This is a genomic window from Collinsella sp. AF37-9, from assembly GCF_003475115.1.
Classification (GTDB): Bacteria; Actinomycetota; Coriobacteriia; order Coriobacteriales; family Coriobacteriaceae; genus Collinsella.
Genome location: NZ_QROQ01000003.1, coordinates 80,972 through 102,354, shown reverse-complemented (window position 1 = coordinate 102,354; position 21,383 = coordinate 80,972). Strand labels below are relative to the sequence as shown.

The window sequence follows — 21,383 nt, the reverse complement described above, 5'->3', positions numbered from 1 at the left end:
GCCCTGCAACGCAGGCGTTTGCGCCGGTTATTTGTCCTCGAGATAGCGAGAGAGGAACTCGCGAGTGCGCTGATGTTTGGGGTTGCCAAAGAGCTCGGCCGGCGCGGCGTCCTCGAGCACCACGCCCTTGTCCATAAAGACCACGCGGTCGGACACCGTGCGGGCAAAGGCCATCTCGTGCGTGACGACAACCATGGTCATGCCGTCGGCCGCGAGCTTGCGCATGACCTCGAGCACCTCGCCCACGATCTCGGGGTCGAGTGCCGAAGTCGGCTCGTCGAACAGCATGATCTGCGGACTCATGCACAGGGCGCGAGCGATGGCCACACGCTGCTTTTGACCACCGGACAGGCGACCCACGGCGGCGTGCGCGAACTTTTCGAGTCCCACGCTCGCCAGATGCTCCATCGCGACCTTCTCGGCCTCGGCCTTGCTCATCTTTTTGAGCGTGACGGGCGCGAGCGTGCAGTTGTCGAGCACGTCCATATTGTTGAACAGGTTGAAGCCCTGGAACACCATGCCGATGTCCTCGCGCAGCTTATTGATATTGCAGCGCTCGGCCGTAAGGTCCTGGCCGTGGAACCAGATGTGGCCCGCGTCCGGGGTCTCGAGCAGGTTGAGGCAGCGCAGGAAGGTCGACTTGCCCGAGCCCGAGGCGCCGATAATGGTGACGACCTCGCCGGGATTGACAGCGAGGTCGATGCCCTTAAGCACCTCGAGCGAGCCAAAGCTCTTGCGCAGGCCCTCGACGCGGATAAGCGGCTCATTGGTCTGTGCGGCGGCCGCGGTGCCGGTAGTGGCGGTATCTGCCATGATGATTCTCCTCGTCTTGAGCCTAGTTGGAGCTGGGCAGCGTTGCCGGGGCCTCGGCGCCAAGCTTTTTGCCAAAGGCCTCGAGCAGGCGGCTCGCCACGAGCGTCAGGATCAGGTAGACCACGAGCGCCACGCAGTAGACCTCCATCTGGCGGTAGTACACGCCGGCGACCGTGGTAGTAGCGTACATGAGGTCAAACACGCCGATGACCGAAAGCACCGACGAATCCTTGATGTTGATGATGAGCTCGTTGGTGAGCGCCGGAATCGCATTTTTAATGCCCTGGGGGAACACGACCTTGCGCATGGCTTGCCACTGTGACAGACCCAGCGAGCGCGCTGCCTCGGCCTGACCGGGGTCGATGGACTCGATGCCGCCGCGCAGGACCTCCATCATGTAGGCGGTAGAGTTGAGCGAGATGGTGACGAGGCCGGCAGTGAAGGTACTCCAGATCTGGTTGGCCTGGGCGGTCTCGAAGCCCATGCCGCGCAAAACGGTGAAGCCCGCGTAATAGATGAGTAGGCCCTGGACCATCATGGGCGTGCCACGCACGATGGTGGAGTAGATGGTCGCAAAGCCGCGGCCGACACTCTTAAAGAAGCGCACCAGGTCGTTGTCCACGCGATCGAAGGTCTGAATGCGCAAAAACACAAAGAGCAGCGCAAGGAAAAAAGCGATGACGGTACCGAAGGTCGCAAGTGCGATGGTGATCTCGATGCCGCGGATAAAGAAGTCCCCGCTCTTGTAGGTCATGTAGACCAGGCTCGACAAAAAGTCGCTGGGGTTGGAGTCCGAGACAATACTCACCTGCACCAGGTCGATAAACGACATGACGCAGCGGTCGACAAAGAAGATCGCCGCGATGACGACCACGACATAGCTGCCCAGGCGCGCGCCGCGACGGAAACGCTCGGATGCAAACGGTGACTTTTCGCGATAGTCGCTCCAGTGCATAACCTTGGTGACGAGCGCTGCCGCCGACACGACGATCCAGGCCCAAAGAATCGCCCAAAGGCAATCTTGGAAGATGCCGGTGGGCGCCAAAAAGCTCAGCGGCGTGGGGTTGCGCTGGCTAAATGCCAAGCCGAGCGCCGCGATAACGCTCGTGCCCAGGTACACATAACGGTGGTCGGCCTTGATAAAGGAGGCCAGACGATTGATGCCTTTCATGCTGCCTCCCTATGCCGGCTGACGGTCGAGGCACGCGTCCCACATTTGGTCGCGCTCCTCTTGGCTAATGCCCTTGAGTGTCTTGTCGATGAGCTTAAGCAGTTTGTCCGATCCCTTGCGGCAACCGACATTCGCCGTGACCTCCTGCTTAAAGCCCTCGCCCTCGGCAAAGTGGATGGGGACGATACCGGGATTTTGGGCCATATAGCCCTTTTCGTTCTCAGTGTTGTAGGTCACGGCGTCGCACGTGCCCTGCAGCAGATTCGAGAACACCGTGGGGACCGAATCGACCGGGTTCTTGTGCACAACGCCCGGAATCTCGTCGATGACGGTATCGAGCATGGTGTCCTTTTGGCCGAGCACCGTGGCACCGCTGAAGTCGCTGAGCTTGGTGGCGTTTTGGTAGGGCGAGCCCTCTTTTACGAACAGGCCAAAGTAGCCAATGAAGTACGGGTCGGAAAAGCCGACGGACTCCTCGCGCTCGGGCGTGGCGCTCATGCCGGCGATGATGAGGTCAATCTGGCCGTTGTTGAGCGAGTCGATAAGGCCCGAGAAGCTCTGCTTGACGGCAACGGGCTCGCCGCCGAGAGCCTTGCAGACGATCTTGGCGATCTGCACGTCGTAGCCATCGGCATAGGCGCCCTGCACGTTATCGATGGGGATCGTGAACTCGCTGGCCTCGGAAACCTGCCAGTTGTACGGGGCGTAGGCCGCCTCCATGCCGATGCGGATCTTATCCTTGCCGATAACGGAATCGGACAGGTCATCGCGACCGCCGCCCGTCGTGGGCTGAACTACTTCCAGCGTGGAGGGACGCTGGCAGCCGGCAAGTGCGCCGGCGACGACAGAAGCGCTCGCAGCGAGAGCGCTACCCAAGAAGATGCGACGACTGCACACCGGCTGTGGATGCGCGTCGCGCTGTTGTCGAGATTGCATCTGGTGCCTTCCCAATTTCGTTTTGCTGACAATAAGACAGGATATACGTCAACAACCAGCAGCGCGGCATGTGCGCGAAAAATTAATAGACACACGAGGACGATTGGCACAAAGTAACCTGTCCCCATGTACCACTTGGCATGAAAAAGGCAAGGCATAGACCTTCTGGTCATGCCTTGCCTTTTTCATGCCAAATTGTCGCTCTGGGTGGCGCGCAGCGTCGACCGGTCCGTCGTTCGTTAGAACGGCGGAACCTCTAGAGCAGGGTAACGCTAAAGCTGCGAACGTCCGTCTCACCCGGTGCCAAGGTAATGGTGTTGACCTTGTGCTCAAAGACGTCGTCCTCGGTGTCCATGGTGGTGTGGCCGGTCCAGGGCTCGAGCGCCACAAACGGGGCGTCGTTGGCGGCAGACCACACGCCGATGTACTTAAAGCCCTCAAAGTCGATCTTGACGCCGTGGCCCGACTTGCGGCCGCGCAACGTGAGCGTGGAACCCGGGGCATCGGTGAACATGATGGCGTCGTTATCGAAGCTGCGGTGCGTGATGGGCAGCACGTCCGAGTTATCGGGAGCCTTGTAGCTGCCCTCGAACGTCATAAGACCGTCGGGCGTGATGATGGGGGCCTCGTTCGTCCAGGCCTCGGTAAACGCCAGCTCGTAATCCTCGAACGCCTCGTCTTCGGCACCGGGGGCGGGCAAGTTGAATGCAGGATGACCGCCCACCGAGAACGGCAGGGCCACGTCGCCGGTGTTGGTGACGGCAAAGGTCTGCGTGAGCGTGGCGTCGCCGGTCAGGGCATAGGTCATGTTGAGCTTAAAGTGGAACGGGAACGCCTTGAGCGACTCGGGCGTGTCAGTGATCTCGTACGTTACCGAGGAGCCGTCCTCCGAAACCTCGACCAACTTGTGCTCGACGATGCGAGCGAGTCCGTGGCGCGGCATCTCGCAGGTACCGGCCGCAGATGTCGCCATGTTGTTGCGCAGCGATCCCACGATGGGGAACAGGATAGGCGCATGCTTGCCCCAAAAGGCCGGGTCGCCCTGCCACAGATACTCGTTGCCGTTGAGGGCAAGGCTCGTGAGCTGGGCGCCCATGGAATCGATGGCCGCGGTGAGGCCGCCGCGCTTGATGGTAGTGACGGTGGACATGCTACTTCCTCCAATAGTAAACAGCGGTGTCGAGGGCTATTGTCCCACTCTTGGCGGCGGGGTTGAGCGACAGGTGCAGTTATTGAGCAATAGCGTAAAGGTCAAACCCGCCCTGCGGCGTGCTATCGACCGTATCGGGCGCCTGTGAATTAAAACTCACCGGAACCATGCGCTTTGAGGCACGGTAACGCGTGCCGTCGGTGGCGACGGGCGGCTCATCGACCGTGAGCTCGTAGTCGCCGGGCTTGAGCTCGATGCCGTCACCTTCGGAATTGACGTATTGGTACTCGTCGATCGCTTGCCCCTTGAGCGTGCGACCCACGATATGGACGAGCATCTGGCTGTCGCCGCGCGCGGTGTCCCACGTCGCGCCGTCCTTGACCTCGACCGATACATGCACCGAGCGCGTGCGGCTGAGCGATTGCTCGACAGACATCTCGACCTTGGCGGCGTCTTTGCGCTGTTGTTCAACATGGCTCCAGACGTTTCCAATTACCGAGCATGCGATAACGCCGGCCATAAAGGCGATAAGGATGGGGCCAAGCGGAGAGCGACGTCCCGCATCTTCCTCGCGAGCCAGATCGGGGCGATGCGTGGGCGCAGGCGCCTGGGCACCCTGCGAGGGCACGTCGAGAATGCTGAAGGATGCCGTGCTGTCGGGATCGATAGTGTGACGCGGCTGCGGGGTCTTTGCCGGCGAGATGGACATGTCGGCTGGCTCACCCAGTGTGGCCGTGGCATCGGCCTTTGCCTCGTCGGCCTCAGCCTGGGCCCAAGCCTGCTCAAAGGTCAGAGGCTCGGCGGCATCGGAGGCGGCGTCAGGCTCGACAGCAGCATCGCTGCCGGTCTCGTCCTCGTCGCTCGACACGTCACGCGGCGCGGGCTCGTCCAACTCCTCGTCCGGAGCCTCGCCCTCGCTATACCACCATTCAAAGTTATCGATATCCATACGGGGCGCCCCTTAGGCCTCGCAAATAAAACACTTGCTAGCCTTATACCCCCAGACGGCGCTGGAGCTCGCCGGCACAGACAGGAAAACCGTCACAACATTCGACGCTTTTCCTCGTTTTCGAGATTTTCATCGAATGTTGTGATGGTTTGGGCGGCAGTCCCCTTGTCACATCTAGAGGGCGACGGGGATTTGGATGCAGCAGAAGTCCTCTTGGTGGGACTCGTCGTAGCTCGTGGTGTCCAAGTAGCAAAAATCGAAAGCGTTGCCGATGGGCTGGAGCGCATGTTTGTCCATGCAGGCGACGATGGCGCGGATACCCTCGGGCTCGTACGGCATGCCCCAGCGGCTCATGCACAGGTATGTGCCCTCGGGCAGCACTTCGATGCCGATCTCTGCCAGCTCGGCGGGATCGCTCGGCAGCAGTTCCTCGACACCGCGCGGCAGCACGGCAAAGGAGCCCGCGCCGGCGATAGGGTCGTCGGAATGCAGCGCCTCACGACGCAGCATGGCACCCCAGCCGCGCATAGGGCGCGTGCCCGTGAGCGCACGCATGCGCAGGATGGCCCGCATGAGCGTGGGGTGAAGCATCGAGCGGCCGCGCTCGATATCGCCTGGAAACTCCTCAAAGACCACGAAGCGGCGCTCGAACTGCTTGAGCTCCGGCTTGCCCTCGCGCTCGCGCCAGTAAACTGCCTCGTCGTAAAAGCTCAGACGCTCCTGCACGCTCGCACGCTCGGCTTTGAGCCCGGCAATCTGCTCGTCGAGCGCCTGCACCCGCGAGCGCAGGTGGTCGGTCATCTCGCTAATGTCGAACGTCGAGGCTAGGCGGTCGATCTCATCGAGTTCGAGCCCTAGGTCGCGCAGCATGCAGATCAGACGCATGAGCGGGATCTGCGTGGGCGAATAGAAACGGTAGCCTTTTTCGTTAACCACGGCGGGCTTAAACAGGCCGATCTTGTCGTAGTAGATGAGCGTTTGGCGCGAAACGTTAAACAAACTCGCCATCTCGCTAATCGCATACATGCCCGTCTGCATAGGTCCTCCCGACACATCCTTTTTGCGCACAAAGCCCGCCGCCCACAGGGGCAGCGGGCTCAAACACTACTCGTATCCTACCCTAAAGACGCCTATGACCAGCGCTTATAGTTTGCGCATGACACGCCGACGGCCTCGAGCGCCTTGGCGGCGATGTGGTGCACCGCGTCATCGAGCGTGGCGGGGCCGTTGTAAAACGTGAGCATGGGCGGCATGAGCATGACGCCCGGCACGCGCGCCAGGCGCGCCATGTTGTCGATGTGAATGGCGCTGAAGGGCGTCTCGCGCACCATGAGCACCAGGCGGCGCTGCTCTTTCATCTGAACATCGGCCGCGCGCAGCAACAGGTTTTCGCTGTAGCCGCTCGCGATGCCGGCGAGCGTCTTCATGGAGCAGGGCGCCACGATCATGCCGTCGACCGGATAGGTGCCGCTTGCGATGGCGGCGCCGATGTTCTTGTTGTCGTAGACCACATCGGCATGGCACGCAAACTCGTCGAGCGTCATGCCGAGCTCCTGCTCGATGGTAATCTCTCCCCCGCGCGTGACGACAAGCGCCGACTCGGCACCGGCCTGACGCAGGCATTTGAGGCACTCAAGGCCCAGCGCGGCACCGCTGGCGCCCGAAACGCCAACGACGATGCGACGGGGACGGACAGAAGACTCAGGCATGACAACTCCTTGACTACTTGGTAGGGCTACTTACTAGAAAGCAATCTCCTTGGCCCACTTGTCCTTGTCGATCTCCATGAACTGCGAGCGAATGAAATTCTTCTTGAGGTCGAACGGAACCGTGCAGTCGAAGATGGCCTTGCAGGCGATGCCGTGCTCGCGAATCGTGGGGTCGAACGCAGGGTCGTTGGACGGGTCGAGCACGTGGCAGTGGCAGCCGGGGATGGTGATGAGGTCGACGTCGGCCTGGAAGCGCGTGGTCATGGCCCACATCACGTCGCTCATATCAAAGATGTCGACATCCTCGTCAACCAAGATCACATGCTTGAGCTCGGAGAATGCCGAGAAGGCGAGCATGGCGGCGTTGCGCTGACGGCCCTCGTCATTTTTGCTCGACTTCTTAAACTGCATGATGGCAACGAACTTGCCGCCGCCGCAGGGTGCAGCGTGGACGTTGAGCAGGCGGCCCGGGATAGCGGTCTCGACCATCTTGTAGATGGAAGCCTCGGTGGGGATACCGGCCATGGACACGTGCTCGTGCGAAGGGCCGATGCAGCTCTCCATAATGGGGTTGACACGCGTGGTGACGGCGGTGATCTTGATCACCGGGCAGACCTTGGCGCCACCGGTGTAACCGGGGAACTCGGGCATGGCGTAGCCGTGGCCGTTGACGTCCTCGTTGATGGTCTCGTCGTGCATGAGGTAGCCCTCGAGCACATACTCGGCATTGGCGATGCACTTCTGCGGAACGGTGACGCAGTCGGCAAGCTCGACAGCGTGGCCGCGCAGGGCGCCGGCAATTTGCAGCTCGTTGAAGCCGAGCGGTGTGGTGGGAGCCTCAAAACCGCAGCACATGTACACGGCGGGGTCCAAACCGATGGAGATGGAGATGGGCATGTCTTCGCCGCGCTGGCAGTACTCGTCAAAGAACGCGCCCAGGTGACGGCTGCCGGGGGTAATCCACATGGCAAGCTTATCCTTGTCGACGCAGGAGAAGCGGTGGATGGTCACGTCGGACTGGGAGCCGTCGGGGCTCGTGCCGTAGGCGAGGCCCATGGTGATGTAGGGGCCGCCGTCGACGGGCGTGTTGGTAGGAGCGGGAACGATCTTGCGCAGGTCAAAGCCCTCGTCGGTCGCCTTGTACACGACCTCCTGACAGTCGACGTGCGCACCCTCGGCGATCTGCTCGGGCGCGATCAGGTTCTCGAAGCGCTTGCCGATCTCGAGGCCCAGGTGCTCCTCGTCCAGGTCGAGCAGGGCGGCAACGCGCTTGCGGCTGGCAAGCATGCCGATGCAGACTTTGGCATCGTCAAAGCCCTTGACGTTGTTGAAGACCATCGCCGGACCCTCTTTGGTCGGGCGCATAACGGTGCCGCCGGCGCCGACGTGACGGTAGACGCCCGAGACCTCGGCATCGGGATCGACCTGAGTGTCGGTCTCGAGCAGCTGGCCCGGCATCTCGCGCAAAAAGTCGAGCGCGGAGCGCAGGTCGTGGATCTGGGAAGCATCGGTAGTGGACATAGCATGCTCCTTTCGGGAGAGTGCCCGGCGGCGAGGATGCCGCCGGGCTTGGTAACGTAATGGGGCCGCAGCGCTCATAGATGGGGCGCTCGGGCACTCGCAGTTCAAGCACTCGGCTAATTACAGCCAAGCACTCGACTGCTTACATCAGGCCAAAGAGGTGGAACCAGGCGGCCTCGACCAGCACGACGATAAAGACGACCGCGGTGAGGGGAATACCCATGCGCATGGCCTCTTTGGAGGTGTAGCCGCCGGCGTCCTTGCCCTCGCCGATAAGGATCGGCAGGTTGTGGAACGGTAGGATGTAGTGGATGTTGATGGACGTGAAGACGATGAGCGCCACGGCAAGCGGGCTTACGCTGGAGCCGGCCGCGAAGCTGATGAACGCCGGCACGCACACACCGAGCACGGCCATGACCGAGCCCATGAACATGTGGATGATCATGGAGAGCGCGGCGACGAGCAGGGCGAACAGGAAGATGTTCTCGGGCACGGAGCTGGGAAGCACGACATCGGCGATCCAGGCGTTCATGCCGGTGGCACCGCCCACGGAACCCACGGCCATGGCGGCCGTCAGGAACATGAGGGACTTGATGTCGACAGCGTTCCAGCTGGCAGGAGTGAGAACCTCGCCGATGATGGGCATGGCGAGCGCGACACCGATGGCAAGTGTCACCCAGCCGATGTAATCGCCCGAGACGGTAAGCCACAGCGCGATGGCGATGACAAGCCACACGATGGTGCGGATCTCCTTGACGGAGAGCTTGCCGAGCGCGGCCTGCTTGGCCACGATCTGCTCGCGATCGTAGACGAGCTCCTTGCTGGGCTTAAAGAGGAAGAGACCCAGGAACAGGGTGCACAGCAGCGCGACCAGCATAGGCACGCTCATGTACAGGAACCAGTCGACAAAGGACGGGCTCATGCCGCCGGCCTCGGCGCTGTACTGCGCGACGAGCGGGTTGAGCGTGGAGTCGCCCGTCAGGAAGAACATGGAGCCCGGGGCAGCAGCGGCAAACACGAGGAAGCCGAGCTTGCCGCGGTCGTCGTCACCGTAGCCGGCGGACTCGGCAATGACCGAGACGACGGCGAGGATGAGGAAGGCGCGGGGGAACGGATGCGGGATCAGCAGCGACAGCACAAAGGTGAGCGCGAAGATTGAGATGATGAGCGACTTGGCATCGCGCACGAACTTGAGCATAAACGCATAGGCGATGCGCTCGCCCAGGCCCGACTCCTTGACCGCGCTGGCGATGAGGTAGGCACCAATGACGAGCCACATGGTGGCTTTGGTCCACGAGCTAAACGTGGAGGCGACTGTCGCCGAGATGCTCGCGGCGCCCGTGTCGTCCACGCACACCTTGAACAGAACGAGCAGCGCGCAGTAGAGCAGGCCCACAAAGCCCGGCTGCGCCACGCCACATGCCCAGAACACCACCGTGGCGAGCGTCAGTGCCAGACAGGTCTGAGCGCCGACCGTGAGCTCGACCGTCGAGCTCAGCTCCGCCAAAGGAAGAAACTTCACCAGCAAAAAGACAACGATACCCAGCACAAAGCCAATTTCGCGCTTGGTGATCTTAAACGCCTTCTTTTCCGCTTCCATCTCCCCACCTTTCTTGTTGGGGGCGCTCCGGATTCGCGGCCACGTTGCCACTTAAAAAGGGGCGCCCGTTATCGGACACCCCTTACGTTGCGCTGTGTTGTGGCAATACAGTCAAGCGGGATTTTTGGATGAGAAGCGATCCTCTGGGCAAAAACCGTCACAACATTCGACGCTTTTCCTCGATTTCGAGATTTTCATCGAATGTTGTGACGGTTTGGATGTGGCAAAGGGACTGTCTTTTGTTTCACATAGCGAGATCCGTACGGATGGATGGGTCGCTGAGGGCCTCGCGGAGCCAGGGGGCCAGCTGCTCGGGGTGACCCTGCAGGTAGCCTTTAAGCTCGGACGGGGCCACGCGGCGCACTTCCGAGATCTCCTCTTGGTTGATATGCAGCTCGCCCGGCTCAACATGGGCAAGGTAGACCTCGCACCATTCGCACTCGCAGCGGCCGTCGCCGTGGTCCTCGCGGTACACCACGTGTCCGAGGTGCTTGAGCTGATCGGGCTCGCGCGTGATGCCAAGCTCTTCGTTGATGCGACGTGCCGTGGCGGCCGCGACGTCTTCCCCGGGGAGCGGATGGCCGGCACAGCTATCGGCCAGCACCCCGCCCCACAGGCGTTTGAGCGGGCTGCGACGACAGAGCAGCAGGCGCGCGTCTTCGCCCTGGCCCTCGACCAGAAGCGTCAGAAATGCCTGATGCAGGATACCCTCGCCGGTATGGGCCTCGATGCGGTCGACGGGGCCAAGCGCCTCGCCGGTCGCGGCATCGACCGCCACGACCTCGGCGCCTGCGCCGCCCTCATCCCAGCCGGCGCGCAGAATGCGGGCTGCGGCCTCCTCGAGCGCGGCGATGAGTTCCTTGGTGGTATCGAGCATGCGCCGCAAGTCGTCCGCGGTCGCGTTCTCCACATGAAAACCCGTGCTTGCAACGACCGGCACGCCAAAGCGCGTGGCCAGCGCCGCCGCAATATCGTGCGCCGGGATCTCGTCTCGATGGCACGGAACGGCCAGGATGCTCACCGTCGCCGTACGGCCGGGCTCGGGGCGAGGAATGGCCTGCGCCGTGGCGCCCAGGTGCGCGAACTCCGGCGAGCAGGCGTAGACCGCCATGCCTCGCGGCGTCACCGTCAGCTGGGCCTCGAGCGTAAACTTGCCCTCGCCCACTGCAACCTTTGTCGTGTGCATACCCATGGGATCTCCTGTCGCCCGCGATGTACCTGAGACCATCTTCACCTGTATTGCGACTATACAGGCAAGCGCAACCTGCGACAAAGGAGGCAGGCACCTGACACATTCTGTTAGAGTTGCAGGGATTGAATCCCGCTTATTCATGCGACATTGGAGTGACAACCTTGACCGCCGCAACCACGCCTAAAAGGAAGTCAACCGCCGCCGCGCTCTCCCCCGCGCGCACCAGGCTCTGCCTGGCGCTGCTCGTGCTGCTGGGATTCTCGCTCGGCTGCTCCGAGTTCGTGGTCATCGGCATCGAAAGTGACTTGGCGACGGAACTCGGCATATCGCTTGCCACTGCGGGCCAGCTCATCAGCGTTTTTGCACTGGTCTACGCCATCGCGACGCCGGTGCTTGCGCTCAGCACGGGGCGCTTCCGTCGTTACCAGCTGCTCGTGTGCTACAGCATTATCTTTGTGCTCGGCAATCTGGTCATGGCGTTGGCGCCCAACTTCCAGGTACTGTTTATCTCGCGCATTGTCCTGGGATCCGTCTCGGGCGCACTGCTCGCCGTGGGCGTGACGTACATCCCCGAGCTGCTGTCCCCGCAGCAAACTTCGCTTGCCATCTCGGTGGTATATGGTGCGTTTTCCGTGGCAATGGTCTTTGTCACTTCGATCGGCAAGTTTGTGGCCGACACGCTCGACTGGCACGTTGCCATGTACGGCACGCTGGCCTTTGCCGTTCTGATCTGCGCCGCGCTCGTGGTGTTTATGCCGCGCGCCGGACAGACCGATGAGCCCGCTACCTTTCGCGAGCAGGCGGGGCTTCTACGCGAACCGAGCATCATCACCGGCATGCTCATCTTCTTGTTTGGCGTGGGCTCGGTCTACGTATTCTACGGCTACGTGACGCCTTATCTTGAGCAGGTGCTGGGTATGGGAACCGTTCAGGCGAGCACCACGCTTATGGCCTACGGCGTGTTCTGCCTGATCTCGAACATCCTGGGCGGATGGATCGACGCGCGTTTTGGCATGAAGGCACTGCTTGTGACGTTTGTGCTGCAGGCCGCGGCGTTACTCGGGCTGTTTGCCGTGGGCGGCACCATGCCGCTCGCGCTGGTCTTTGTCTTTAGCCTGGCGATGCTCATGTACCTGTTCTCGGTCTCATGCATCACGCACTTTATGGACGTGGCACGCAGCCGCCATCCCAAATCGATGGTACTCGCGAGCTCGGTAGAACCCATGGCGTTTAACGTCGGCATTTCGTTTGGCACCGCAGTAGGCGGCGCCGTGGTGAGCAGCGTTGGCATTGCCTACGTTGGCGCGGTTGGTGCCGCGTTCTCGCTTGTGGCCTGGGCGCTTACGCTGGTGACGATTAAGCTGGCTCGCTGGGAGCGCAAGCGAGCGAGGGCGTAAGCGCAGATGCGATACTCGAGCTCGATGATGGCGATCGAAAGGAAACCGCATATGCAACGTGTACTGTTTATCTGCCATGGGAACATCTGCCGCTCGACGATGGCTGAGTCGGTGTTTACCGAGCTCGTGCGCCGCGCTGGGCGCGAGGCGGAGTTTGTCATCGATTCCGCAGCGACCTCAACTGAGGAGATCGGCAACCCGCCGCATCATGGCACGGTCGCCAAGCTGCGCGAAGTCGGGATTCCCGTCGTTGCGCACCGTGCCCGCCAGGTGCGTCGAGCAGAGTATGGCGACTGGGATCACATTGTCTATATGGATGCTGAGAACGCGCGCGGCCTGCGTCGCATCTTTGGCGACGACCCCTACGGCAAGATTACGCGCTTGCTCGATTGGACCGAGCGCCCCGGCGACGTGGCCGATCCCTGGTACACCGGCAACTTCGATGCCACCTACCGCGGCGTACTCGACGGTTGCACTGCTATGCTCGAGCAGCTGTAATCGATGAAATGCAGAGTTTTTAGAGCCATAAATCGGATGAAATGTAGAAATTTGACCTTACTCGCGCACAGCACAACGACGACAACGCCTAAGCATAGGCATAAGCGAAGTCGGAATTCCCATATACAAATCGAGCGTGGTTTTTCTCCCACTTTGAGCGTTCAAGTGCGCTCTAAACGGGAGAAAATCCACGCTCATTTTCTCGGCGGGAGATAATCCACGCTCAACTACTCGTCGACGATCTCGGCAAGCCAGACGTTGAGGGTATCGACCTCGGGGCAGCAGAACTTTGCCGTACCAGGCTCGTTGCCAGGCACGGTTCCGCCATAGCGCAGGATATCGATATAGGGAAAGCCCACATGGCAGGCCATGGCGCACATCTTGCCGCGGTCTCGGTCGAAGTCAAAAACGTCGCCCGGCTTGTGACCATGGTGGCAGCGGCACGCACCCAACTGGCCCACGCAGCTCACGCGGATACGCGGCCGCTTGCCACGCGGAGCGCCGAGCGGCTTGTTCTCGCCCGCAGGCTTGATGCCGCCCTCGCCAGCATTACTCATGGTCAATCACATCCAGGCAGGCCTCGATGGGCAGGCCGGCCGGCTTGTCCTCTTGGTCGGCATTGCGCTCGATAAGCTCAGCCACCACACGCATGGCATCGGACGTCGCGCGCTGCAGACTCCAACCTGCCATAACGCGGCCGACGAGCACCGCCGAGAACGTGTCGCCCGTGCCCGGGAAATAGACCGGAATGAGCTCAAAGGGAATCGTGAAGTACTCCCCCGCTACATGGTCGTAACCGATAACCGCGTTCGTGCCATTGACCACGGCGCTCGTAATGACCACCGACTTGGCACCCAACTCGCGCACGGCGTCCACAAGGGCGCGGGCCTCATCGGGCGTGATCTGCTCTGCAATAGGCGTATCGGCGAGCAGACAGGCCTCGGTGTAGTTGGGCACCGCGTAGTCTGCGCACTCCAGCAGGTGCCGCATGAGGCCAATCGTGGACTCGGGCACGCCGGCATAGAGCTTGCCGTTGTCACCCATGATGGGATCGACGAACACCTTGGTGCCCTTTTGCGCACGGCGGTGGCAAAAGTCCGAGATGATGCGCGTCTCTTCCTCGGTCACGATAAAGCCGGTCGAGATGGCGTCGAACTCAAAGCCGAGCTCCTCCCAGATAGCGAGGCTTTGGCGCACATACTCGGTGGTGTCGTGGATGTAGAACTTGGGATAGTTGAGCGTATCGGACACAAGTGCCGTCGGCAGATTGTGGATACGGTAACCCATGTGCGACAGCACCGGCAGCATGGCGGAAAGCGCGACTTTGCCGTAACCGCACATATCGTTGATCAGCAGCAGCTGAGTGTTCTTCATGAGGGTCTCCCTTGTTTCGGGTGCGGCGCGGCAGCACCACAGTGCGACTAAGTGTAGCGCAGGGGACGTTGTGAGCGGAGGCGAGCGGTACGAAGGGCAAATTGTTGCGGAAAGGTTTCGGAAATGGGGGCTGTTTGCTCCATAGCGGCCTAGTTGATGCTACTCGTATAGCGCCATTTCAAAACTATGCCTATTTACTACGTTCAACCGCCCGCCTCCAACCACAACGAATTTCTCTCCAACAAAACCGCAGGTAGATAGCTTGCGTTTTTTCAGAAACAGCTTTGTGGTCAGGGATGCTGGATTCATCGTAGTAATTAGGCATAGTTTTTGGCAAGGCCGCTTCGAAAGGCATCATCGCAGCCCAAAGTGATCCCTTTTAAAGTGATCCTTTTTCCTCCATCCCCAAGGGATCACATGCACCGAAGCAGACCGTGGCGGAATCACAGGTTGAGGACGGACAGCGAAAGCGTTCCTAAGCGAGCAAGGTGACGTGAAAGAGGAGGGCATAGGCCTTGTGGCCATGCCCGACGATTGAACGTCAGATTGCCGCTTAGGAACGCTTGCAGCGTCGAGCGGTTACGGCGTTTGGCAAAACGCCGTAACTATAAAGTTTGGTACCTTGACATTTATTTACCGTGCTCCTAAATTGGTTAGGCACAAAACAATTCAACTACCTAACTAAAGAAAGGAGCGAAGCTTAGATATGTGTGTTGAACCACTCGTCCTTCCGCATGAGCCCGGCGGTGACCCGTCGCAACCGGTAGACATACCCGAAGCGGTCAGCGCCGAAGACAAACTCGCCAAGCGCATCCTGAGCGGCCTGGGCTTTTGCGGCCATTACATGCATTTTCATGGCGGAGGCGTGTCCGGCAAGGCGCCCATCATCTGCCTGCTGGCCAAGCAACCCGGCGGCGAGATGTCGCAGCAGGAGCTCGGCATGCACTTTGACCTCAAGCCGGGATCGCTTTCCGAGATCCTGTCCAAGCTCGAGCTCAACGGCCTCATCGAGCGCAGCCGTAACCCCAAGGATCGACGGCAGCTCACCATTCGCCTGACCGAAACCGGCCGGGAAAACGCCCGCATCGACCAGGCGGCCCGCATTCGCTTTAGAGAGCAAGCCTTTAGTGCCCTCACCCACGACGAGCGCGAGCAGCTCGCCGAAATGCTCGAAAAAATCCGTGTAACCTGGGAGGAACTGGATGATTAAAACCCTCATGGGCAGCATCCGCGACTATATGAAAGTCACCGTTGCCACGCCGTTGCTCGTGCTTGGCGAGGTGCTCTGCGAGATGCTGATTCCATTTATCACCGCCAACCTGATCGACGCTATCAAAGACGGCGCCACCGTAGCCGAGATGCTTCCCACCGCGGGCCTTTTGGTGCTCATCGCGCTGACGTCGCTTGCTTTTGGCGCTGCGGCCGGCGTCACCTGCAGTCATGCGAGCTGCGGCTTCGCCAAGAACCTGCGTCACGACCTGTTCTACAAGATCCAGACGTTCAGCTTTGCCAACATCGATGAGTTCTCGAGTTCCTCACTCGTCACGCGTCTGACCACCGACATCAACAACGTTCAGCAGGCCTTTATGATGATCATCCGTATCGCCGTGCGCGCGCCGCTGGTCTTGATCTTCGCCTTTACCATGGCATTTATCATGGGCGGCAGCGTCGCCATGGTCTACCTGGTCATCATTCCGCTGCTGGGCTTTGGACTGTTCTTTATCATCTTTAAGGTGCGTCCCATCTTCTCGCGCGTGTTCCACAAGTACGACGCCCTTAACGAGTCCGTCGAGGAAAACGTCACCGGCATGCGCGTGGTCAAGAGCTATGTGCGCGAAGACTTTGAGAAGGAGAAGTTCGCGACCGCCGCACGCGACGTCCAGATGGACTTCACCCGCGCCGAGAAGCTGCTCGCCTTTAACAACCCCATGATGAACATCTGCGTCAACTGCGCGTTTGTCGTCATCATCTACCTGGGCTCCAAGCTCATCATCACGAGCCAGGGCACGCTGTTCGACGTGGGCCAGCTCTCCTCGACCTTTACCTATGGTTTCCAGATTCTCATGAGCCTGATGCAGCTGTCGATGATCTTTGTCATGGTGACCATGGCCGACGAATCGGCACACCGCATTGCCGAGGTGCTGGCCGCCGAGCCCACGATCGCCGATCCCGCCGAGCCCGTGCTCGAGGTTGCCGACGGTTCCATCGACTTTGACCACGTGAGCTTTAAGTATTCCAAGCATGCGAAGCGCCAGGCGCTCGACGATATCGACCTGCACATTACGAGCGGCGAGACCATCGGCATCATCGGCGGCACCGGCTCGGCCAAGTCCACGCTCGTTAACCTCATCGCCCGCCTGTACGACACCACCGAAGGCGCTGTGCGCGTGGGCGGCGTGGACGTGCGCGACTACGACCTGGACGCGCTGCGTCACCAGGTCGCCATGGTGCTGCAGAAAAACGTGCTGTTTAGCGGCACCATCGCCGAGAACCTGCGTTGGGGCGACCCGAACGCCACCGACGAGGAAGTCCGCGAGGCAGCGCATCTGGCCTGCGCCGACGAGTTTGTCGACGGTTTCCCCAAGGGCTACGACACCTGGATCGAACAGGGCGGCTCTAATGTTTCGGGCGGTCAGAAGCAGCGCCTGTGCATTGCACGCGCCCTGTTGCGTCGCCCCAAGATCTTGATCCTGGACGACTCCACCAGCGCCGTCGACACCAAGACCGACGCCAAGATCCGCGCGGGGCTGGCAAGCTATCTGCCCAACACGACCAAGCTCATCATCGCCCAGCGCATCAGCTCCGTGCAGGACGCAGACCGCATCATTGTCATGGAGGGTGGCCGCATCGCACAGATCGGCAACCACGAAGAGCTGCTCAAGACGAGCGAGATCTACCGCGAGACCTTTACCTCGCAAAACAAGATGTCTGCCGAGGGCGAAGGGGCCGTCGAGGCCGACACCGAGGCATCCGCAACGCAAGCTCAGACCCAGGAAGGAGGCGAGGCACATGAGTAAGGCAACGACCGCCGAGCGCGCGCTCAACCGTAAGGGCGGCACCATGTCGCGCCTCATCAAGACGCTCTTTGGCTTCTATCCCGTGCTTTTGCCCCTTGTCGTCGCCGGCGTGGTGCTCTGCGCCATCATCAACTCCATCGGCGCGACCTTCCTGCAGAGCGCCCTGCAGATTATTAGCGAATCGTGGCAGTCGGGCGATTGGGAAGCCGCACAGCCCAAGATTCTGCAGCTCGTGACCACCCTCGCCTGCATCTACGGCGTCGGCGTCCTGTCCTCGCTCTTCTGGAACCGCGCCATGGCTATCGTCACGCAGGGCTCGCTCGAGAAGCTGCGCGAGATGATGTTCAACCGCATGCAGGACCTGCCGATCCGCTACTTCGACACGCACCAGCGCGGCGATATCATGAGCCACTACACCAACGACATCGACACGCTGCGTCAGATGATCAGCCAGTCGCTGCCCAACCTGCTCATGACGATCATCATCATCGTCACGGTGTTCTTTATCATGCTGTACTACAGCGTGTGGATGTGCCTGGTCATCATCGCCGGCGTCGCCTTTATGACCTTTATGACCAAGCTGCTCGGCTCCAACTCCGCGCGCTTCTTCATTGCGCAGCAGACCGAGCTCGGCGTGGTCGAGGGCCATATCGAGGAGGTCATGAACGGCCAGAAGGTCGTCAAGGCGTTCTGCCACGAGTCTGCCGCCGAGGCCGATTTTGACGAGCGCAACGAAAAGCTCTTCGAGGTCTCCCAGAAGGCCAACATGTACGCCAACATCCTCATGCCCATCCTTATGAACCTGGGCAACCTGCTCTACGTGCTGGTCGCACTGGCGGGCGGCATTTTCCTGGCGCTGGGCGTGCCCAACCTGAGCATCTCGGGCATGGCGCTGTCCATCGCCGTCGTGGTGCCGTTCCTCAACATGACCAAGCAGTTCTGCGGACAGATCGGCCAGATCTCGCAGCAGATCAACGCCGTGGTCATGGGCCTCGCCGGCGCCGACCGCATCTTTGAGCTCATCGACGAGAAGCCCGAGGCCGACGAAGGCTACGTGACGCTCGTCAACGCGCAGGTGAACCCCGAGACTTGGGAGTTCGAGGAGGCTGACCACCACACCGGCATGTGGGCGTGGAAACATCCGCACCGCGCAACCGGCGAGATCGAGTACGTCCCGCTGCGCGGCGACCTGGTCATGGACAACGTCGACTTTGGCTACACCCCCGACCACGAGGTCCTGCACGGCGTGTCCGTGTTTGCCAAGCCGGGTCAGAAGGTCGCGTTTGTCGGCGCCACCGGTGCCGGTAAGACGACCATCACCAACCTCATCAACCGCTTCTATGACATCGCCGACGGCAAGATTCGCTACGACGGCATCAACGTCAATAAGATCCGCAAGGCCGATCTGCGCCGCTCGCTGGGCGTCGTGCTGCAGGACGTGAACCTGTTCACCGGCACCGTGATGGACAACATCCGCTACGGCAACCTGGACGCCACCGACGAGGAGTGCATCGCAGCGGCCAAGCTCGCGGGCGCAGACGACTTTATCACCCGCCTGCCCGACGGCTACGACACCATGCTCACCGGCAACGGCGCACAGCTGTCGCAGGGCCAGCGTCAGCTAATTTCGATCGCCCGCGCCGCCGTCGCCGATCCGCCGGCGATGATTCTAGACGAGGCCACGAGCTCCATCGACACCCGCACCGAGGCCATCGTGCAGGCGGGCATGGATAAGCTCATGGAGGGCCGCACGACGTTTGTCATCGCACACCGCCTGTCCACCGTGCGTAACTCCGACGCGATCATCTGTCTGGACCACGGCCGTATCATCGAGCGCGGCAACCACGACGAACTGATCGCCAAGCGCGGGTATTACTACCAGCTCTACACCGGAGCGTTTGAGCTGGAGTAGGACCGATTACTGACGGAGGGTCCCCCGCCGCTCCGGGGCACCCTCCTGCGCGCAATCAGCCCGTTGTTTAAAACGGAATAAAGGTTAGTGAGGCCCTGGCCGTTTGGCCAGGGCCTCGTTTTGTGTAAGCTACTTGAGGAGTTGGGCCATGGCGTTGACGAATTTTTGGACTTGGAGGGTAGGCTCGAGCGGGTAGTGCAAATAGACTGGCACCTCGCGGCCGCACAGGAACGGCACGCCTACAAAGGCCGGGTGTACGCCTGACCAAGCTCCGCAGGTGAGCACCGCGTCGCCCTTTTCCTCCGCCTCGTTAAAAAGCGCAAAGTCAAAGCTATCCACGTCGATCACGTCCACGCCGCCGTCGGCCAAAAGGTCGATGCGCAGGCTGTCCATGGCGTCGTTGCCGTGACGGAGCACGCGCAGGCGCATGCCCTCCAGGTCGGCAACTGTGATGCGCGTCTTGCGCGCAAGCGGGCTCGTGCGCGGCACGTCGATATAAAACGGCACGGTAACGATGCGGAGCTTTTGGCAGGCGTCGCCCCAGCGCGGGGTCGAAAAACTCGACTGCACCACATCCACCTCGCGCCCCAGACTGCGCATGACGGTCTCGCGCTCATCGTAAAGGTCCCCCACCGGCACAATCTCAAAACGCAAGCGCGGCTCCATGTCGTGCACCTGCGGCCACAGCGCGAGCGTGTGGCGCCCCGGGCACATCATCGATACGCCCAGGCGCACGGCACCGCCATCGCCCGCCGCGCGTCGGGCACGGCGCAGCGCGTCCTCGGACTGCCGCATGATCGAGCGCGCGTCGTCCACCAGTAGTGCGCCGGCCGGCGTCACTTTGACGCCCGAGTGCGAGCGTTCGAACAGCGTGATGCCGAACTCGGCCTCGAAGCCCGACACCTGCTTGACGAGCGCCGGAGTCGACACGCGCAATTGTGCCGCCGCACGCGAGAAGCTTCCCAGCTCCGCAGCGGCCGATATGGCCTCAAGTCGTCGATCGTACACGTCAATCTCCCGTTTTCGCGCCCGTGGCCACATGGTGCCACAGGAGGTTGTTTTCGCAGGTCATGCGCTCAATTGAGAATAAACTGCATCGCACAGTGTATACCTATGGTTAACGCCATTCTAACAAATATGCAATTCACCTGCGCAAATGCAAAGCATACGATAACCAGCGAAAACCACGTGGGTCGGTTAATGGGAGCGACCCACCGGGAGGCATAAGAAGGGAAGTTCCTATGAGCAATTGGCTTAAGCTCGAGGGCGATGTCTGCGCTGTGACTGGAGCGCTCGGCGGCATGGGCGTCGAGATTTGCCGCGAGTTCGCCCGCAATGGCGCTAACGTCGTCCTGCTCGACCTGGACGAGGAGAAGGTCAAGGCCGCTGCCGCCGACCTCGCTGCCGAGTTTGGCATCCACGCCGAGGGCTACAAGATGAACGCCACCGACGAGGCCGAGGTTCAGGCCGCCGTCGACGCCACCATCGCCAACTTCGGCCGCGTCGACGTTCTCGTCAACACCGCCGGCATCCTGCGCTTCGCAGCCATGGAGGACCTGCCGCTCTCCGACTGGAACGAGGTCATCAACGTCAACCTCACCGGCTACTTCATCACCTCGCAGCGCTTTGGTCGCGAGATGATCAAGGCCGGCCAGGGCCGCCTGGTTCACATCTCCACCGTCGCCAGTCACTCCCCCGAAACGTTCTCGGGCGTGTACAGCTCCACCAAGGCGGGCGTCAACATGATGTCCAAGATGCTGGCTGCCGAGTGGGGTCCCTACGGCGTGCGCTCCAACTGCGTCGAGCCCTGCTTCGTCAAGACCCCCATGTCGGCAAGCTTTTACGCCGATCCCGAGGTCGAGAAGAGCCGCAGCCGCCTCATCGCCACGCGTCGCATCGGCGAGGTCAGCGATATCGCCAACGCCGTCATGTTCCTGGCGTCCACGCGCTCAGACTTTACCACCGGCGACGCCATCAAGGTCGACGGCGGCTTCTCCAACATGATGGGCGACCTCACCGCCAAGCCCGGCGGCCGCCGCGCCTTTGCCGACAACTACCTCAAGAACAAGGGCGTCGAGCTCTGGTCCGATGAGTCCGGCGTCGCAAAGCCGACTGACCAGTAAACCAGCCCGGTAGAAAGGGGC

The 21,383-nt window shown here is 61.2% G+C and carries 19 protein-coding genes; 6 read left to right on the top strand and 13 right to left on the bottom strand.

The genetic code is table 11. The features are described from left to right. Nucleotides 1-27: 27 nt before the first annotated feature. The 10 genes from DW024_RS01935 to idi form a co-directional block, all read right to left on the bottom strand. A complete protein-coding gene (locus DW024_RS01935) occupies nt 28-813 on the bottom strand; it encodes an amino acid ABC transporter ATP-binding protein (RefSeq protein WP_118376857.1) in 786 nt (261 codons plus the stop codon). 22 nt (nt 814-835) lie between these two features. Continuing rightward, on the bottom strand, nt 836-1,984 hold the full coding sequence (locus DW024_RS01930; protein WP_117637676.1) for an amino acid ABC transporter permease: 1,149 nt from the start codon (nt 1,982-1,984) through the stop codon (nt 836-838). A gap of 9 nt (nt 1,985-1,993) precedes the next feature. After that, nucleotides 1,994-2,920: a transporter substrate-binding domain-containing protein gene (locus DW024_RS01925; protein ID WP_117806678.1), complete on the bottom strand. Its 927-nt coding sequence runs from the start codon at nt 2,918-2,920 to the stop codon at nt 1,994-1,996. A 256-nt stretch (nt 2,921-3,176) separates the two neighbouring features. Beyond that, nucleotides 3,177-4,070: an aldose 1-epimerase family protein gene (locus DW024_RS01920; RefSeq protein ID WP_118376856.1), complete on the bottom strand. Its 894-nt coding sequence runs from the start codon at nt 4,068-4,070 to the stop codon at nt 3,177-3,179. A 79-nt stretch (nt 4,071-4,149) separates the two neighbouring features. Beyond that, on the bottom strand, nt 4,150-5,019 hold the full coding sequence (locus DW024_RS01915; RefSeq protein ID WP_118376855.1) for a hypothetical protein: 870 nt from the start codon (nt 5,017-5,019) through the stop codon (nt 4,150-4,152). Between the two features lie 174 nt (nt 5,020-5,193). Then, complete coding sequence (locus DW024_RS10180) at nt 5,194-6,057, bottom strand: MerR family transcriptional regulator (protein WP_199576907.1); 864 nt, start codon at nt 6,055-6,057, stop codon at nt 5,194-5,196. A 92-nt stretch (nt 6,058-6,149) separates the two neighbouring features. Continuing rightward, entirely contained in the window at nt 6,150-6,728 is a 579-nt protein-coding gene (locus tag DW024_RS01905; RefSeq protein ID WP_118094303.1) for a UbiX family flavin prenyltransferase, read from the bottom strand. Between the two features lie 33 nt (nt 6,729-6,761). Next, nucleotides 6,762-8,249 (bottom strand): UbiD family decarboxylase, encoded by a 1,488-nt coding sequence (locus DW024_RS01900; RefSeq protein WP_118081653.1) that lies wholly within the window; start codon nt 8,247-8,249, stop codon nt 6,762-6,764. A gap of 142 nt (nt 8,250-8,391) precedes the next feature. Continuing rightward, entirely contained in the window at nt 8,392-9,849 is a 1,458-nt protein-coding gene (locus DW024_RS01895) for an SLC13 family permease (RefSeq protein ID WP_192934640.1), read from the bottom strand. A gap of 244 nt (nt 9,850-10,093) precedes the next feature. Beyond that, complete coding sequence (gene idi / locus DW024_RS01890; RefSeq protein WP_158572113.1) at nt 10,094-11,041, bottom strand: isopentenyl-diphosphate Delta-isomerase; 948 nt, start codon at nt 11,039-11,041, stop codon at nt 10,094-10,096. A 152-nt stretch (nt 11,042-11,193) separates the two neighbouring features. Between idi and DW024_RS01885 the strand changes: the two genes are divergently transcribed. Both DW024_RS01885 and DW024_RS01880 read left to right on the top strand, forming a co-directional pair. Beyond that, on the top strand, nt 11,194-12,438 hold the full coding sequence (locus tag DW024_RS01885) for an MFS transporter (RefSeq protein ID WP_369834732.1): 1,245 nt from the start codon (nt 11,194-11,196) through the stop codon (nt 12,436-12,438). Nucleotides 12,439-12,489: 51 nt separating this feature from the next. Next, nucleotides 12,490-12,936 carry a low molecular weight protein-tyrosine-phosphatase gene (locus tag DW024_RS01880; RefSeq protein ID WP_195404543.1) on the top strand — a complete coding sequence of 149 codons (447 nt, stop codon included), beginning with the start codon at nt 12,490-12,492 and terminating at the stop codon, nt 12,934-12,936. A gap of 227 nt (nt 12,937-13,163) precedes the next feature. Here DW024_RS01880 and DW024_RS01875 read toward each other — a convergent pair whose 3' ends face one another. Both DW024_RS01875 and DW024_RS01870 read right to left on the bottom strand, forming a co-directional pair. Beyond that, nucleotides 13,164-13,493 (bottom strand): TIGR04076 family protein, encoded by a 330-nt coding sequence (locus DW024_RS01875; protein WP_199576906.1) that lies wholly within the window; start codon nt 13,491-13,493, stop codon nt 13,164-13,166. Next, nucleotides 13,486-14,310, bottom strand: a complete 825-nt coding sequence (locus DW024_RS01870; RefSeq protein WP_118376853.1) for a PfkB family carbohydrate kinase — start codon at nt 14,308-14,310, stop codon at nt 13,486-13,488. Before DW024_RS01870 ends, DW024_RS01875 begins: the two co-directional genes overlap by 8 nt. A 706-nt stretch (nt 14,311-15,016) precedes the next feature. Here DW024_RS01870 and DW024_RS01865 point away from each other — a divergent pair. The 3 genes from DW024_RS01865 to DW024_RS01855 are packed head-to-tail and all read left to right on the top strand — an operon-like array spanning nt 15,017 to nt 19,239. Then, nucleotides 15,017-15,520, top strand: a complete 504-nt coding sequence (locus DW024_RS01865) for a MarR family winged helix-turn-helix transcriptional regulator (RefSeq protein ID WP_117800283.1) — start codon at nt 15,017-15,019, stop codon at nt 15,518-15,520. Continuing rightward, on the top strand, nt 15,513-17,327 hold the full coding sequence (locus DW024_RS01860; protein WP_118376852.1) for an ABC transporter ATP-binding protein: 1,815 nt from the start codon (nt 15,513-15,515) through the stop codon (nt 17,325-17,327). The genes DW024_RS01865 and DW024_RS01860 overlap by 8 nt, the downstream gene beginning before the upstream one ends. Continuing rightward, nucleotides 17,320-19,239, top strand: coding sequence for an ABC transporter ATP-binding protein (locus DW024_RS01855; RefSeq protein ID WP_117716362.1), 1,920 nt, complete (start codon nt 17,320-17,322; stop codon nt 19,237-19,239). The genes DW024_RS01860 and DW024_RS01855 overlap by 8 nt, the downstream gene beginning before the upstream one ends. Nucleotides 19,240-19,368: 129 nt before the next feature. Here the strand turns inward: DW024_RS01855 and DW024_RS01850 are convergent, their stop codons facing one another. Beyond that, nucleotides 19,369-20,247, bottom strand: coding sequence for a LysR family transcriptional regulator (locus DW024_RS01850; protein ID WP_233541305.1), 879 nt, complete (start codon nt 20,245-20,247; stop codon nt 19,369-19,371). A gap of 233 nt (nt 20,248-20,480) precedes the next feature. On the opposite strand from DW024_RS01850, the gene DW024_RS01845 reads away from it, so the two are divergent. Further along, complete coding sequence (locus DW024_RS01845) at nt 20,481-21,362, top strand: SDR family NAD(P)-dependent oxidoreductase (RefSeq protein ID WP_117564356.1); 882 nt, start codon at nt 20,481-20,483, stop codon at nt 21,360-21,362. The last annotated feature ends 21 nt before the right edge of the window (nt 21,363-21,383 follow it).